Origin of the sequence: Streptomyces sp. NPDC059816 (assembly GCF_042732055.1) — a bacterium.
In the GTDB taxonomy this organism is placed as follows: Bacteria; Actinomycetota; Actinomycetes; order Streptomycetales; family Streptomycetaceae; genus Streptomyces.
This window is the reverse complement of the sequence record NZ_JBHWIQ010000024.1, coordinates 36,448-50,268: the sequence shown is the minus strand read 5'-3', so window position 1 is coordinate 50,268 and position 13,821 is coordinate 36,448. Positions and strand designations below refer to the sequence as shown.

13 protein-coding genes are annotated in these 13,821 nt (G+C 72.3%); 10 read left to right on the top strand and 3 right to left on the bottom strand.

The window, feature by feature from the left end:
- Nucleotides 1–7 precede the first annotated feature (7 nt).
- Nucleotides 8–1,429, top strand: coding sequence for a dipeptidase (locus ACFV88_RS27380; RefSeq protein WP_385494566.1), 1,422 nt, complete (start codon nucleotides 8–10; stop codon nucleotides 1,427–1,429).
- Between the two features lie 149 nt (nucleotides 1,430–1,578).
- On the top strand, nucleotides 1,579–2,538 hold the full coding sequence (nudC, locus tag ACFV88_RS27375; protein WP_385494565.1) for an NAD(+) diphosphatase: 960 nt from the start codon (nucleotides 1,579–1,581) through the stop codon (nucleotides 2,536–2,538).
- A 115-nt stretch (nucleotides 2,539–2,653) separates the two neighbouring features.
- Here nudC and ACFV88_RS27370 read toward each other — a convergent pair whose 3' ends face one another.
- The gene (locus ACFV88_RS27370; protein WP_385494564.1) at nucleotides 2,654–2,911 is read right to left on the bottom strand and encodes a mycoredoxin; all 258 of its coding nucleotides are present in this window, start codon (nucleotides 2,909–2,911) and stop codon (nucleotides 2,654–2,656) included.
- Nucleotides 2,912–3,193: 282 nt separating this feature from the next.
- On the opposite strand from ACFV88_RS27370, the gene ACFV88_RS27365 reads away from it, so the two are divergent.
- From ACFV88_RS27365 to ACFV88_RS27345, 5 genes are all read left to right on the top strand, one after another.
- Entirely contained in the window at nucleotides 3,194–5,419 is a 2,226-nt protein-coding gene (locus ACFV88_RS27365) for an ATP-dependent DNA helicase UvrD2 (protein ID WP_385494563.1), read from the top strand.
- A gap of 206 nt (nucleotides 5,420–5,625) precedes the next feature.
- Nucleotides 5,626–5,913: a hypothetical protein gene (locus ACFV88_RS27360; protein ID WP_385494644.1), complete on the top strand. Its 288-nt coding sequence runs from the start codon at nucleotides 5,626–5,628 to the stop codon at nucleotides 5,911–5,913.
- A 197-nt stretch (nucleotides 5,914–6,110) separates the two neighbouring features.
- Nucleotides 6,111–6,479, top strand: a complete 369-nt coding sequence (locus ACFV88_RS27355) for a WhiB family transcriptional regulator (RefSeq protein ID WP_362369541.1) — start codon at nucleotides 6,111–6,113, stop codon at nucleotides 6,477–6,479.
- Nucleotides 6,476–6,796 (top strand): hypothetical protein, encoded by a 321-nt coding sequence (locus ACFV88_RS27350; protein ID WP_385494562.1) that lies wholly within the window; start codon nucleotides 6,476–6,478, stop codon nucleotides 6,794–6,796. The genes ACFV88_RS27355 and ACFV88_RS27350 overlap by 4 nt, the downstream gene beginning before the upstream one ends.
- Nucleotides 6,797–7,221: 425 nt before the next feature.
- Nucleotides 7,222–7,455 (top strand): hypothetical protein, encoded by a 234-nt coding sequence (locus ACFV88_RS27345; RefSeq protein ID WP_385494561.1) that lies wholly within the window; start codon nucleotides 7,222–7,224, stop codon nucleotides 7,453–7,455.
- Nucleotides 7,456–7,470: 15 nt separating this feature from the next.
- On the opposite strand, the gene ACFV88_RS27340 is transcribed toward ACFV88_RS27345, so the two are convergent.
- Both ACFV88_RS27340 and ACFV88_RS27335 read right to left on the bottom strand, forming a co-directional pair.
- On the bottom strand, nucleotides 7,471–8,835 hold the full coding sequence (locus ACFV88_RS27340) for an ABC1 kinase family protein (protein WP_385494560.1): 1,365 nt from the start codon (nucleotides 8,833–8,835) through the stop codon (nucleotides 7,471–7,473).
- 41 nt (nucleotides 8,836–8,876) lie between these two features.
- Entirely contained in the window at nucleotides 8,877–10,106 is a 1,230-nt protein-coding gene (locus ACFV88_RS27335; protein ID WP_385494559.1) for a ThiF family adenylyltransferase, read from the bottom strand.
- A 366-nt stretch (nucleotides 10,107–10,472) separates the two neighbouring features.
- Here ACFV88_RS27335 and ACFV88_RS27330 point away from each other — a divergent pair, with 366 nt between their 5' ends.
- From ACFV88_RS27330 to ACFV88_RS27320, 3 genes are all read left to right on the top strand, one after another.
- Nucleotides 10,473–11,069, top strand: a complete 597-nt coding sequence (locus ACFV88_RS27330) for a M48 family metallopeptidase (RefSeq protein ID WP_385494558.1) — start codon at nucleotides 10,473–10,475, stop codon at nucleotides 11,067–11,069.
- Nucleotides 11,070–11,303: 234 nt separating this feature from the next.
- Complete coding sequence (locus tag ACFV88_RS27325; protein ID WP_385494556.1) at nucleotides 11,304–13,109, top strand: TerD family protein; 1,806 nt, start codon at nucleotides 11,304–11,306, stop codon at nucleotides 13,107–13,109.
- A gap of 14 nt (nucleotides 13,110–13,123) precedes the next feature.
- Nucleotides 13,124–13,813, top strand: a complete 690-nt coding sequence (locus tag ACFV88_RS27320; protein ID WP_385494643.1) for an AIM24 family protein — start codon at nucleotides 13,124–13,126, stop codon at nucleotides 13,811–13,813.
- The last annotated feature ends 8 nt before the right edge of the window (nucleotides 13,814–13,821 follow it).

Here is a 13,821-nt window from a genome sequence, read left to right as displayed (position 1 = left end):
CAAGGCCATGAGCAAGCCCGTTGACAGTGCCGTCAGCGCCGTCAGTGCCGTCCGCGCGTACGTCCAGAACCATCGCGAGGCCTTCCTCGCCGACCTCGGCGACTGGCTGCGGATCCCGTCCGTCTCGGCCCAGCCCGAGCACGCCGCGGACGTGCGACGCAGCGCCGACTGGCTCGCCGCCGCCCTGAAGGACACCGGGTTCCCGACCGTCGAGGTCTGGGACACCCCCGGCGCCCCCGCCGTGTTCGCCGCATGGCCCTCCGACGACCCGGACGCCCCCACCGTCCTCGTCTACGGCCACCACGACGTCCAGCCCGCCGCCCGCGAGGACGGCTGGCGGACCGACCCCTTCGAACCGGTGGTCGAGGGCGGCCGGCTGTACGCACGCGGCGCCGCCGACGACAAGGGACAGGTGTTCTTCCACACCCTCGGCGTCCGCGCCCACCTCGCCGCCACCGGCCGCACCACGCCCGCCGTCCACCTCAAGCTGCTGGTCGAGGGCGAGGAGGAGTCCGGCTCGCCGCACTTCCGCGCCCTGGTCGAGGAGCACGCCGCCCGGCTCACCGCCGACGCCGTGATCGTCTCCGACACCGGCATGTGGTCCGCCGACACGCCCACCGTGTGCACCGGCATGCGAGGCCTCGCCGACTGCGAGATCGAACTGTTCGGACCCGACCAGGACATCCACTCCGGGTCCTTCGGCGGTGCCGTGCCCAACCCGGCGGACGCCGCGGCCCGCCTCGTCGCGGCCCTCCACGACGAGCACGCACGCGTCACCGTCCCCGGCTTCTACGACGGCGTCCAGGAGCTGACCGACCGCGAACGGACACTCTTCGCCGAACTCCCCTTCGACGAGGCCGAGTGGCTGCGCACCGCGAAGTCGTACGCCACCCGGGGCGAGGCCGGCTACACCACCCTGGAACGCCTGTGGGCCCGCCCGACCGCCGAGGTCAACGGCATCGGCGGCGGCTACCAGGGCCCCGGCGGCAAGACGATCATCCCCGCGCGGGCGATGCTGAAGCTGTCGTTCCGGCTGGTCGCCGGCCAGGACCCGGACCGCGTCGAGGAAGCCGTCCGCAGCTGGGTCGCCGACCAGCTCCCCGCCGGCATCCGTCACGACATCGTCTTCGGCGCGGCGACCCGCCCCTGCCTCACCCCGCTCGACCACCCCGCCCTCCAGTCGGTGACCCGGGCCATGGCCCGCGCCTTCGACACCGACATCCGCTACACCCGCGAGGGCGGCTCCGGACCCGCCGCCGACCTGAGGGACGTCCTCGGCGCCCCGGTGCTGTTCCTCGGCATCTCGGTGCCCTCCGACGGCTGGCACGCCCCCGACGAGAAGGTCGAACTGGACCTGCTGTTCAAGGGCGTGGAAACCGCGGCCCACCTCTGGGACGACCTGGCCGAGAACTGGCGCGGTGACCGCTGAGCCCCCGCCCGCCCGGACGGGCCACCATCCGGGCGGCACCCCGGGGCACACTGGTGGGACCACCCCTCACCACGGCCGGGCCGCGCCCCCCACCGCCGCCCGCCGTCCGCCTCGCTGAACCCGCCGACACATCCGCATCCCCGGGGGAGATGGAAGCACCTGTGACCACCTGGACCGAGCGCAACGCCGATCACCCGCTGCCGCTGACCGCGCCGAGCGGCATCGACCGCGCCGCCCACCAGCGCCTCGACGAAGCGTGGCTCGCCGCTGCCTGGAGCCACCCCACGACCAGGGTCTTCGTGGTGTCCGGGGGGCAGGTCCTCATCGACGAGACACCGGAGGGCCACACCGAACTGGTGATGACCCCCACCTTCGAAGCCCCCCTCACCGAAGCCCACCGCTACTTCCTCGGCACCGACGAGGACGGCGTGCGGTACTTCGCGCTCCAGAAGGACACCCTGCCGGGCCGCCTCGACCAGTCGGCGCGCGCGGCGGGCCTGAGGGAGGCGGGACAACTGCTGTCCCCCCGTGACGTCGGCCTCATGGTGCACGCCGTCGCCCTGGAGAACTGGCAGCGGATGCACCGCTTCTGCTCCCGCTGCGGCGAACGCACCGTCATCGCCGCCGCCGGCCACATCCGCCGCTGCCCCGCCTGCGGCGCCGAGCACTACCCGCGCACCGACCCCGCCGTGATCATGCTGGTGACGGACGACGAGGACCGGGTGCTCCTCGGCCGCCAGGTGCACTGGCCCGAGGGCCGCTTCTCGACCCTCGCCGGGTTCGTGGAGCCCGGGGAGTCCATCGAGCAGTCGGTGCGGCGCGAGGTCCGCGAGGAGGTCGGAGTCACCGTCGGCGAGGTCGGCTACGTCGCGAGCCAGCCGTGGCCCTTCCCGTCCAGCCTGATGCTGGGGTTCTTCGCCCGGGCCACGACGACCGAGATCGACGTGGACGGCGACGAGATCTCGGAGGCCCGCTGGTTCTCCCGGGACGAACTCGGCGCGGCCTTCGACTCCGGTGAGGTGCTGCCCCCGTACGGGATCTCGATCGCCTCCCGGCTGATCGAACTCTGGTACGGCAAGCCCCTGCCCAAGCAGGGCCCCGCCATCTGACCCCGCAGCCCGCCGCCCCTGAGACCCCTGCGGCACGACGAAGGCTCCCCCCGACGGGCCCATCGGCCGCGGGGGGAGCCTTCGGCGGTGCGTCACCGGGACGCACCGCCACCGTTCAGCTGGCGAGGGCCTGCTTCACCTGGGCGAGGCTCGGGTTCGTCATCACCACGTCGGAGCCGCCGCCGCGGGGCGCGACCACGACCGTGGGCACCGTCTGGTTGCCGCCGTTCGCCGTCTCCACGAACTTCGCGGACTCCGGGTCCTGCTCGATGTTGATCTCCGAATAGCCGATGCCCTCACGGTCCATCTGGCTCTTCAACCGCTGGCAGTAACCGCACCACGTGGTGCTGTACATCGTCACAGTGCCCGGCATCTGTCTCCTGCTCCTTCGTGCCCAGGGGTGAGCCTCGGCGCCCGCCCGCACAGCAAGAACGTACGTGGCGGAGCCGCCATTCCCGCCGCCGGGTCGACCGACCCCCTGCGCAGCGACGCACCGCTGCCTGCCCGCCGGGCGGGGGACCGCCCTGGAACGGCAGGCGACCCCCACCCCCCAAGCAGTGGGCACGGCGCCGGACGAGTCATACAAGTACGACTGCGATCGTCACCCTGTGGATAACTTCCGCGACCGGGTCGAGGGACCTGGCAGCATGGCGGGGTGACATCAGCAACGCACTCCACACTCTTCCCACGGGAACCGGGCCCCGGCCAGTTCCCGGCGCCGCCGCAGGGCGCCGACGCCGTGCTGGACGGGCTCGACCCCGAACAGCGCGCCGTCGCGACCGCCCTGCGCGGCCCGGTGTGCGTACTGGCCGGCGCCGGCACCGGCAAGACCAGGGCCATCACCCACCGCATCGCCTACGGGGTCCACGCCGGAATCCTCCACCCCGGCAGCATCCTCGCCGTCACCTTCACCCAGCGCGCGGCGGGCGAGATGCGCGGACGCCTCCGCCAGCTCGGCGTCCAAGGAGTGCAGGCCCGCACCTTCCACTCCGCCGCCCTCCGCCAGCTCCAGTACTTCTGGCCCAAGGCCGTCGGCGGCGGCCTGCCCCGCCTCGTCGACCGCAAGATCGCCATCGTCGCCGACGCCGCCGCCGCCTGCGGCATCCGCCTCGACCGCAGCGAGCTGCGCGACGTCACCGCCGAGATCGAATGGTCCAAGGTCACCCAGACCGTCCCCGCCGACTACGCCGCCGCCGTGCACGCCGCCGGCCGGACCGCCCCCCGCAACCCGGCCGAGATCAGCCAGCTCTACAGCGCCTACGAAGACCTCAAGCGCCAGCGGTCCGTCATCGACTTCGAGGACGTGCTGCTGCTGACCGTCGCCGTCCTCCAAGACCGCCACGACATCGCCGACCAGGTCAGAAGCCAGTACCACCACTTCGTCGTGGACGAGTACCAGGACGTCAGCCCCCTCCAGCAACGCCTGCTCGAACTGTGGCTCGGCGACCGGGAGGACCTCTGCGTCGTCGGCGACGCCAGCCAGACCATCTACTCCTTCACCGGCGCCACCCCCGACCACCTGCTCGACTTCCGCACCCGCCATCCGGGGGCCACCGTCGTCAAGCTCGTCCGGGACTACCGCTCGACCCCCCAGGTAGTCCACCTCGCCAACGGCCTGCTCGCCCAGGCCAGCGGCCGGGCCGCCGACCACCGCCTCGAACTGATCTCCCAGCGCGACACCGGCCCCGAGCCGCAGTACCGGGAGTACCCCGACGAACCCGCCGAGGCGGAGGGAGCCGCCCGCCGCATCCGCGAGCTCATCGCCTCCGGCGTGCCCGCCAGTGAGATCGCCGTCCTCTTCCGCACCAACAGCCAGTCCGAAACCTACGAACAGGCCCTCGCCGACGCCTCCGTGCCCTACCAGCTCCGGGGCGCCGAACGCTTCTTCGAACGCCCCGAGGTCCGCGAAGCGGGCGCGGCCCTGCGCGGAGCCGCCCGCTTCGGGGCGAACGACAGCCTCCTCGACGACGCCGTCGACCTGCCGTCCCAGGTCCGGGCCGTGCTGTCGACCAAGAACTGGACACCCCAGCCCCCCGCCGGCTCCGGAGCCGTACGCGAACGCTGGGAATCCCTCGCCGCCCTCGTACGACTCGCCGAGGACCTCACCCGGGCCCGCCCCACCGCGACCCTCGCCGACCTCGTCGCCGAACTCGACGAACGCGCCGGCGCCCAGCACGCCCCCACCGTCGAAGGCGTCACCCTCGCCTCCCTGCACGCCGCCAAGGGCCTCGAATGGGACGCCGTCTTCCTCGTCGGAGTCGCCGAGGGAATGATGCCGATCACCTACGCGCGCACCCCCGCACAGATCGAGGAAGAACGCCGCCTCCTCTACGTCGGAGTGACCCGCGCCCGCCACCGCCTCCACGTCTCCTGGGCCCTCGCCCGCTCACCCGGCGGACGGCCCGGCCGCACCGCCAGCCGCTTCCTCGACGGACTGCGCCCCGGCTCCACCGGCGGCGGCACCCGCACCGGCCAGCTCGGCCGGGGCGGCGTCGAACCCGGCAGCGGACAGGACGCCCCCGCCCCCGTCGCCCCGCGCCGCGCCCGCACCCCCGCCCGCTGCCGCGTCTGCCGCCGCACCCTGACCGACGCGGGCGAGATGAAACTGATGCGCTGCGACGACTGCCCCTCGGACATGGACGAGGGCCTCTACACCCGGCTGCACGACTGGCGTGCCACCCGCGCCAAGGAGACCAGCCAGCCGGAGTTCTGCGTCTTCACCGACAAGACCCTCATCGCCATCGCCGAGACCGTCCCCCTAGATGAGGGGAGCCTCGCCCGCATCCCGGGGGTGGGGATGCGTAAGGTCCGCGGCTTCGGCGGCGAAGTCCTCGCCATCTGCGCAGGTCAGGAACGATCTCCAGAGGGAGATGACCACTGAGGCAAACTCGTCGGAAAAATAGTTTGCACATGCCCCGGCCGTCACCATAGGTTCTTAAGCACGGAAACGGGGGCTTCTCCGAAGCGCCCGATCCGTGCTGTACTTCATATCCGTCGGACCGGGCTCGACCAGGTCCCCCAAGACGCCGAGAGGAGGCGAATCCAGTGAGCAGCATCAAGACCCGCACCTTCGTCAACACCGCCGTGATGCACGATCGCTCGGCCATCGCCTCCTGCCTGCCCGGCTTCTCGAACCCGGGGACAGGTCTGTCCGCCGCCGTCGCTCTGCGTCCTGAGCCCGTCCTGGTCGCCCATGGCCTCGTGATCCGCGAGCGCTCCGGCCGACCGACCGAGGCACTGGAAGCAGTAGAGGCAGCCAAGGCACTGGCCTATGGCTTTACCGCGACCGGCGCCGAACTCGGCAAGCGGCAGTCGAAGCAGCACCACACGATGTGGGCCTTCCGTGGGCTCGAACCCTGGAGTCATCCAGCCTGATCCTCGATCAGGCCGGCGCCTTCAGGGCCGCGGAACCCCACCCGGGATCCGCGGCCCTTCTGTTTTCCCTGAGCGGGAAGACGGAACGAAGGGGTCTCGGGACAACAGAACAACCCGGTACCAGCCTCCCCAGCCACCGCTGAGGGAGACAGCCACCGGCCGACCGGCCGGACCGAACCAAACGAGGAAGACACCCCGTGCAACTCGAAGCGCACGCTCCGTCAGCTCCGCCCTCGGACACGATCTCCCCGCCCGGCCCCACGAAGGACTCCACCGTGACGCCCCTCACCGCGCTCACCGCGCTCGACGACGCCATCGAGAACCTCGGCGTACCCGTACCGTGCCGCTCCTACGACCCGGAGGTCTTCTTCGCGGAGTCGCCGGCCGACGTCGAGTACGCCAAGTCGCTGTGCCGCACCTGCCCGCTCGTCGAAGCCTGTCTCGCCGGGGCCAAGGAGCGGCGCGAGCCGTGGGGCGTCTGGGGCGGCGAACTGTTCGTCCAGGGCGTCGTCGTCGCCCGGAAGCGCCCCCGCGGCCGTCCGCGCAAGAACCCGGTCAGCGCATGAAAACCCTAGGCACCATCGACCGCCCCCTCACGCACGACCCCCGGAAACAGGCCCCGATGACCACCACCCACGAGCCCGCCGGCTCCGCGCACACAGACTTCTCCACCATCACCGGCGTCGAAGCACGCCAGAACAGGAACCGAGCCATGCAACTCATCCCAGAAGCCCTGGCACGCGCGCATATGCGCGAGCGGCTTCGAGAGGCCGAGGCGGCCCGTCCGGCCGCCCGGATCGTCGCGGCCCGGCGCATGCAGCGCCGTGCCGAACGTGCGTCGATGCGAGCGCGCCGCGCGCTCGCCGTCGCCGTCATGCAGTAACGCGCAGTACCCCCGCATCCGGTGCGGCGACCACCACGGTCACCGCACCGGCACGGCACGCGGAACGGCACCCCGCCGCTCGCAGTCCGGCCCCGCCGTCTGTGCGCCGCCCGGCCCCGCCGCCCCGCTCGCCGGCCCCGCCGCCCCGCTCGCCGGCCGGGGCGGCCCGCTCGGGCCCTCGCCACCCCGGGCGAGCAGCCGCGGAGCCGACAGCCGCCCGTAGAACGAGTGTGCGGTTCTCGACCCGGAACCTGCGCACCACCCACCAGCCCACGGGGGCCGGTCCCGAACGGACCGGCCCCCGTGGGCAGTTGACGAACACGCCGCACACCGACGCCCCAGCGAACCCACCCCGAGCCGACGTCCCCGCCGAGAGCGCTGCGCCGCGGTCGGCCCACCCACCACCACGGGGATATCGTCGCCCGGTGGAACGTCAGAACACCGACAACCCCAGCGGCACCCGTGCCCCCGACCGCACCAGCGACGCCGGCCCCGCGCCCGACACCCCGACCGCCTGTGACCGCTGCGGCACCATCGACGGCGCCGCCACCACCTGGACCTGTTCCGTCGAGAACGGAGCCCGCCGCTACTTCTGCGACCGGTGCGCCCGGAACAACCTCAGAGCCATCGAGGGCCGCCTCGACTCACCCTGGTGGTGACCGGGCGCCCCGCGGTCAGGACGAACCGGCCGGAACAGCCGCCCCGGAGACGTCCTCGTCCGGCAGGAAACCGGGCACCCACGCCTCCAACTCCGCGCGGAGCCGAACCGTCGCACCGAGCTGGCACAACACACCGATCGTGCTGAGCGTCACCCGGTGGATCAACAGATACGCCGGCGGAAGGTTCAACCGCTTGCCCAACTGGTACGCGGGCGACCGCGGATCAGCGATCCGAGCCGCCTGCGTCCGCATCCACTCCCGGGTGAACGTGAACTCGTCCACCTCGGCCGCCTCGACGATCGGCAACAGGTAGTCGACCACCCCCTGCGGGTCGAGCGCGATGTCCGCCTTCACGAAGCCCTCATCACGCAACAACTGGTACACGGCCTCCGCCTCGCCGTCCAGCGTCATCCGCAGGGACTCGCCTATCGTCGCGGGCAGACCACCGGGCAACCGGTCCACCGTCCCGAAGTCGAGGACACCGAGCATCCACCCCCCGTCACCGTCCGGCAGCAGACGGAAGTTCCCCGGATGCGGATCGGCGTGCAGCAACCCCGTCCTGGCAGGGCCCGAGAACAGGAACCGGGCCAACAACTGCCCTGCGCGGTCCCGCTGTTCCACCGAACCGTCGGCGATCACCTCCGACAGCGGAACACCCTCGATCCACTCCGTCACCAGTATCTGATCGCACTGGTGAACCACCGCCGGCACCCACACGTCCGGATCATCGGCGAACTCCTCCGCATGGACGCGCTGCGCCTGCGCCTCCAGGCCGTAGTCGAGCTCCTCCTCGACCCGGTCACGCATCTCGGCGATCAGCGGCTTCACGTCCACACCCGGCAGCAGCGGCCCCAACATCTTCGCGAAGCGCCCCAGCTGCGTGAGGTCCGACAACAGCGCCTCACCCGCGCCCGGATACTGGATCTTGACGGCCACCTCCCGCCCGTCGTGCCAGACCGCGTGGTGCACCTGACCGATCGACGCCGCCGCCGCCGGCTCGTCCTCGAACTCCTCGAACAAGTCGCGCCAGTCTTCCCCCAACCGCTCCACCAACACCCCGTGCACCGTGCGCTTCGGCATCGGAGGCGCAGCCTCCTGGAGCTTCGTGAGAGCCGCCCGGTACGGACCCGCCACCTCTTCCGGAAGGGCCGACTCGAAGACGGACATCGCCTGCCCGAACTTCATCGCCCCGCCCTTCAGCTCACCGAGGACCTTGAACAACTGGTCGGCCGTGCGCTGTTGCAGCTCCCGCCCCACGATCTCCGCGGATTTGCCGCCGATGCGTTTCCCGAGCCCCCACGTCGCGCGCCCGGCGATGCCGAGTGGCAGCGCGGCCAGCTTGGCGGTTCGGGTAACCGCCTTCCGGGGAAGATCAGACATACGCCCCTCCAAGTCCCAGACCGCCGTGCCGCGTACGGCGGCTACTGGGCCATTGTCTCGTGTGTCGCAGGTCGCCCGGAGGGGTGTTCCGCATTCGCGGCGCGGGCCGCCGCACCACACCGACACTCCGGGTGCGGCCCCAACGACCGCGCACGCCAGGCGAGACGCGGCAGCACGGCCTCCCAGCGACTGTCCGCACTCGCCGGAACCGTACCGTCCAGCACGGCCAACGCGTGCCCGGCGGCGAGCCCCGCCACAGCAGTGGCCAGTGTCACATCACAGGGCGGGACGCGCTGCGCGGCCCCCGAACGCCACTGGGCCAACAAGCGCGGCCACGCGGGGTCGTCCGCCCGCTGGTGCAACGCGAGGCACTGGGCGCAGGCCGTCGCCCCGGGCAGCACCAACGGCCCCACCACCCCCGTACCCTCCACCACCCCCGCGTACAGGTGCGGGACCCCGGCCGCCATGAGCTCCGCCGCCGCACCCGGGTCGGGTGCGTGGACGTCCACCCCCTCGCGCGGGGTGAGCAGCACCAGGGCGAGCGGCGGCTCAGGGGCGGGGGAGGGACACGGGGCATCGGGCGTGTCGGGGGCATCCGGGACGTCGGGAGAACCCTGTCCGCCGGAAGGCCGTGGTCGGGGACACAGCCGTGCGCGGGGCCGCGGTGCCCGATCCGACCTGGCCCCGCGCACCGCTCGACGTGCGGAGTCCTCGCGCCGCTCACCCACCGCATCGGGACCGTGCCCACCCGGCCCCACCTCCCAGGGCGCGACCCGGCCCCCGTCGCGCACGTCCACCAGCCCCACCCCCGCCGCCGCCAGCAGCGAGGCGACCACGGCACCGGTCCGCCCCGCACCCCGCACCTGAACCCGCGCCGTGCCGCGCGCCGCGAGGGCACGCATCGCCGCGCCCGCCCCGGGCCGGGTCACCGTCAGCGAGGCGTGATCGGCACGGAGGCGGTCGACGACGGGGCCGCGCCGACGCAGCACCTCGGCCGAAGGGCCGCCGCCCGTCGTGTCGTCCATGAGCCCCGCCTCGGCGAGCTGCTCCACGACGGCATCGGCGCGGCCGTCGGGCAGCCCCAGCCGCCGGGCCTCCTCGCGCAGGAGCACGCGTCCCCGGGTCCCGTCGAGAAGGGCCAGGAACGAAGCGGTCGCCGGGTCGAGCGGCCCGAAGGTCAGCGCGTGCGCCGGAGCCACGCCGCACTGAACGGTGCGCAGGTCACGCCAAGCGCGTCGGAGAGCGGGCTTCAGCAGGGGGTGCGCGGGCATGGCGAGTGCTCCTTGGGCGGTGACGGTTGATTGGTTCGCGCTGTTCTGGGGGGCCTCCCCCCTCCCCCCACCCCAGCCCCCTCCCCACCCCACGCCCCCCGCACCCGCCGTCCCGTCGCTGCCGTTCCGCGGGGAGGCGGCTCGGGTCCGGATCCGAGCGCGGCCGTGGACGGACGGAGGACTGCACCGGCGGAGACCCCCGTGCTCCGCCGGTGTGTTCAATGATGCGGAATCGGGGGCGGGGGTGCAGAAAGTTATCCACAGGTGGGGGGATTCTTCATACCGGCTCGACGCTGAGGGAGTGGATCAACGGGGAACCGACCCGGGGTCGGGACTTCTCACCGGTGCAACGGGTAACGTCGTGGCGTGCCCGTCGACCCCTTGCACAGCGCCGGACAACCACCGCGCAGTACGACGAGCCGCCTGTCCGGCGGCTCGCGGGCGAGCGCGGTCGAGGTGCGCAGGAGTGCGCGTCGACGGCGTACGGTCTCCGCGTACCGGGAGGGCGACCGCACCGTGGTGCTCATCCCCGCCCGGATGTCCGAGGCGGAGGAGCAGCGCTGGGTGGGCGTCATGCTCGACAAGCTCGCCGCGCAGGAGAGCAAGCGGCTGCTCGGGGACACGGAGCTCGTCCAGCGTGCCGAGCGCCTGTCGGGACAGTACTTCGACGGTCTCGCTCGACCGGTGTCCGTGCGGTGGGTCACCAACCAGAACACCCGCTGGGGATCGTGCACGCCTTCCGAGGCCAGCATCCGACTCTCGCACCGGCTCCAGGGGATGCCCGAGTACGTCGTCGACTACGTGTTGCTCCATGAGCTCGCGCACCTGCTGGTGCCGGGGCACGGCCCGGACTTCTGGCGATTGCTGGAGGCGTACCCGAGGACCGAGCGGGCCCGCGGCTATCTCGAAGGGGTGGTCGCCGCCGACCGGCTCCCGTACCGGCCCGTGACGTCCGAGGACTGACGTCCCCGGGCCGCGCCCCGTCGGCACTGCCGGGCGCACCCTTCGACGCACCGCCCGGCTAGTCACAGGACGACACGGCACGGGACGAAGCGTGGGCGCGGCACGAGTGATCGTCTTGTGTGCCGTTGCGAATGCGTTTGTGTACCGGGTCTGTACCGGGATGCTCCGATCTTGGTGTTTGCGGTTAGCCTGGCGCGACGTACAGGTATCCGGGATGGGGGACGGTCGTAGCGCATGGCCAGGGAATTCCAACGGGGCCACAAGGCCAAGATCAGTGATCTCACCGCGGGTACCGATCTGTACGTCGGTGTGCAGATAGCCGCGCCGGGGTTGACCTTCGACATCAGCTGCTTCGGGCTCGACGCGAAGGACGAGTTGTCGGACGACCGGTACTTCGTCTTCTTCAATCAGCCGAAGAGCCCGGAGGAAGCGATTCAGCTGCTCGGCCCGCAGGCCGGGGACACGGAGTCGTTCCGGGTCACGCTGGAGAAGATCCCCGCGGCCGTCCAGCGGTTGTCGTTCACCGCGGCGATCGACGGCGCGGGCCAGATGTCGCAGATCGCGCCCGGTTACCTCCGCATCGTCGCGGGTGGCGAGGAAGTCGCCCGGTACCCGTTCGACGGCACTGAGTTCACGACGGAGCGTGCCGTGATGCTCGGGGACCTGTACCTGAAGGACGTGTGGCGCTTCGCCGCCGTCGGGCAGGGGTTCGACGGCGGGCTGGACGCGTTGCTGCGGAACTTCGGCGGCGAGGTCGCCGAGGAGGAGCCCGCCGCCCCCGATCCGGTGCCCGGGTTCGCCCCCCCGGTCCAGGGCCAGCCGGCTCCCGGGTTCGCGCCCCCCGCAGCACCGGCCCCCGCGCCCGGTTTCGCACCGCCAGCACCCGCACAGCCCGTGCAGCCCGCAGCGTTCGCGGCCCCCGTACCGTCCGTCGCCGTACAGCCCGCTGTGGCGCCGCCGCCCGCTCCCGCAGCGGGCTTCGCACCGCCGCCGGGCGCGACACCGCCCCCGCAACCTGTGCCCCCGGTGCCGCCGGTCCACTCCGCGCCGACGATGGCCGCGCCGCTCGCCGCGGCCCCGCCCGGACACACCCCGCCGCCCCCGGGATACCCACAGCCCGCCACACCCCAGGTGCCCGCGCCGTCCGCCCCGCCACCCCCCGGCTACGGCACGCCGTCCGCCCCGCCACCCCCCGGCTACGGCACGCCGTCGGCCCCGCCGCCCCCGGGCTACGGCCAGCCGCAGACGCCGCACCAAGCCCAAGCACCGCACCAAGCCCAAGCACCGCACCCGGCTCAGGCTCCCCACCGAACCCAGGCCCCGTTCGCCGCCGGTCAGCCCCTCGCCGTCGGGGCACCGAGCGCGCAGGCCGCCACCCCGACGGGCGTCGCCGCCGGACTGCAACGCTTCAACGAACTCGCGACCGGTCAGCGCTGGACGATGCAGAGCGAGAAGCTGGCCCGGGTGGACCTCGCCACCGGAGGCGGTGGCGTGCTCGCCCGCCAGGGCAGCATGGTGCTGTACCAGGGCAAGGTCGACTTCAGCCACAAGAGCGCCGGCTTCGTCGGCCGCGTCGTCGGCAGCGGCACGGGCCAGGAGATGCAGCTGATGCGCTGCACCGGCAAGGGGCAGGTGTTCTTCGCCGAGGAGGCGTCGCACCTGCACACCATCGAGTTGCAGGGCGACGCGATCTGCGTCTCCGCGGAGAACGTCCTCGCCTTCGACGAGACGCTCCAGTACGAGGTCCGCCGCATCGAGGGGCACGGCATTCCCGGCGGCGCCCTGTTCACCATGCAGTTCCAGGGGACCGGCACCCTGATCGTGAAGACGCACGGCGTCCCGGTCGTCCTGCCGGTCACCCCGAGCACGTTCGCCGACTGCAATGCGCTGGTCGCCTGGTCGGCGGGCGCCCAGGTGATCGTCACCAGTCAAGTGCGACTGCGGTCGAACCGCTCGGCGGGCTCCACGGGTGAGGGCGTGAACCTCCAGTTCCGCGGCGCTCCCGGGAACTTCGTCGTCGTCCAGCCCTACGAGGCCTGAGGGAGCCCGTCATGATGGACCAACACTTCCCGGGCTTCGCCCCGGCCCCCGCCGCCCCCGTGGGCGTCCGCATGGAGAACCACGGCAAGCACATGGTCAAGGTGGCCCTCCAGACCGGGCAGGACGTCTACGCCCGGGCCGGCTCCATGGTCGCCTACGACGGATACGTCCAGTACGACGGCAGTCCGCCCGCGCTGCGCCAGCAGGCCCGGGAGTGGGCGACCGGTGAGGGCGCCCCGCTGATGCGGTGCTTCGGCGACGGGCTGCTGTACCTCGCCGACTACGGTGCCGACACCGTGGTGCTGAACCTGGGCGGCGACGCGATCTCGGTCAACGGCGGCAACCTCCTGGCGTTCGACGCCCACCTCCAGTGGGGCGTGGAGAAGGTCAAGGGACTCACCCGGCTCGCCGGCCAGGGCCTGTGGAACGTCACGGTCGGCGGTCAGGGCTGGGTGGCGCTCACCTCGCGCGGCACGCCGATCGTCGTGGAGTGCGGCCGGGGCGAGGACGAGACGTACGTCGACCCCGACGCGCTGCTCGCCTGGTCCCCGAACCTCAAGGTGAAGGGCAAGCGCAGCTTCAAGGCCGGGGCGCTGGTCGGCCGGGGCAGCGGCGAGGCATTCCAGATGGCGTTCTCCGGGCAGGGCATCGTCGTCGTCCAGCCCAGCGAGGACAGCACCGACCGTCTCCGTATCCGGGGCTGAGGGGAAGC

What these genes read in the sequence shown, in the direction of transcription:
- ACFV88_RS27380 (WP_385494566.1), top strand. Translation starts at nt 8, where the DNA reads ATGAGCAAGCCCGTTGACAGTGCCGTCAGCGCCGTCAGTGCCGTCCGC.
- nudC (WP_385494565.1), top strand. Translation starts at nt 1,579, where the DNA reads ATGGAAGCACCTGTGACCACCTGGACCGAGCGCAACGCCGATCACCCG.
- ACFV88_RS27370 (WP_385494564.1), bottom strand. Translation starts at nt 2,911, where the DNA reads ATGCCGGGCACTGTGACGATGTACAGCACCACGTGGTGCGGTTACTGC.
- ACFV88_RS27360 (WP_385494644.1), top strand. Translation starts at nt 5,626, where the DNA reads ATGCACGATCGCTCGGCCATCGCCTCCTGCCTGCCCGGCTTCTCGAAC.
- ACFV88_RS27350 (WP_385494562.1), top strand. Translation starts at nt 6,476, where the DNA reads ATGAAAACCCTAGGCACCATCGACCGCCCCCTCACGCACGACCCCCGG.
- ACFV88_RS27340 (WP_385494560.1), bottom strand. Translation starts at nt 8,835, where the DNA reads ATGTCTGATCTTCCCCGGAAGGCGGTTACCCGAACCGCCAAGCTGGCC.
- ACFV88_RS27335 (WP_385494559.1), bottom strand. Translation starts at nt 10,106, where the DNA reads ATGCCCGCGCACCCCCTGCTGAAGCCCGCTCTCCGACGCGCTTGGCGT.
- ACFV88_RS27325 (WP_385494556.1), top strand. Translation starts at nt 11,304, where the DNA reads ATGGCCAGGGAATTCCAACGGGGCCACAAGGCCAAGATCAGTGATCTC.
- ACFV88_RS27320 (WP_385494643.1), top strand. Translation starts at nt 13,124, where the DNA reads ATGGACCAACACTTCCCGGGCTTCGCCCCGGCCCCCGCCGCCCCCGTG.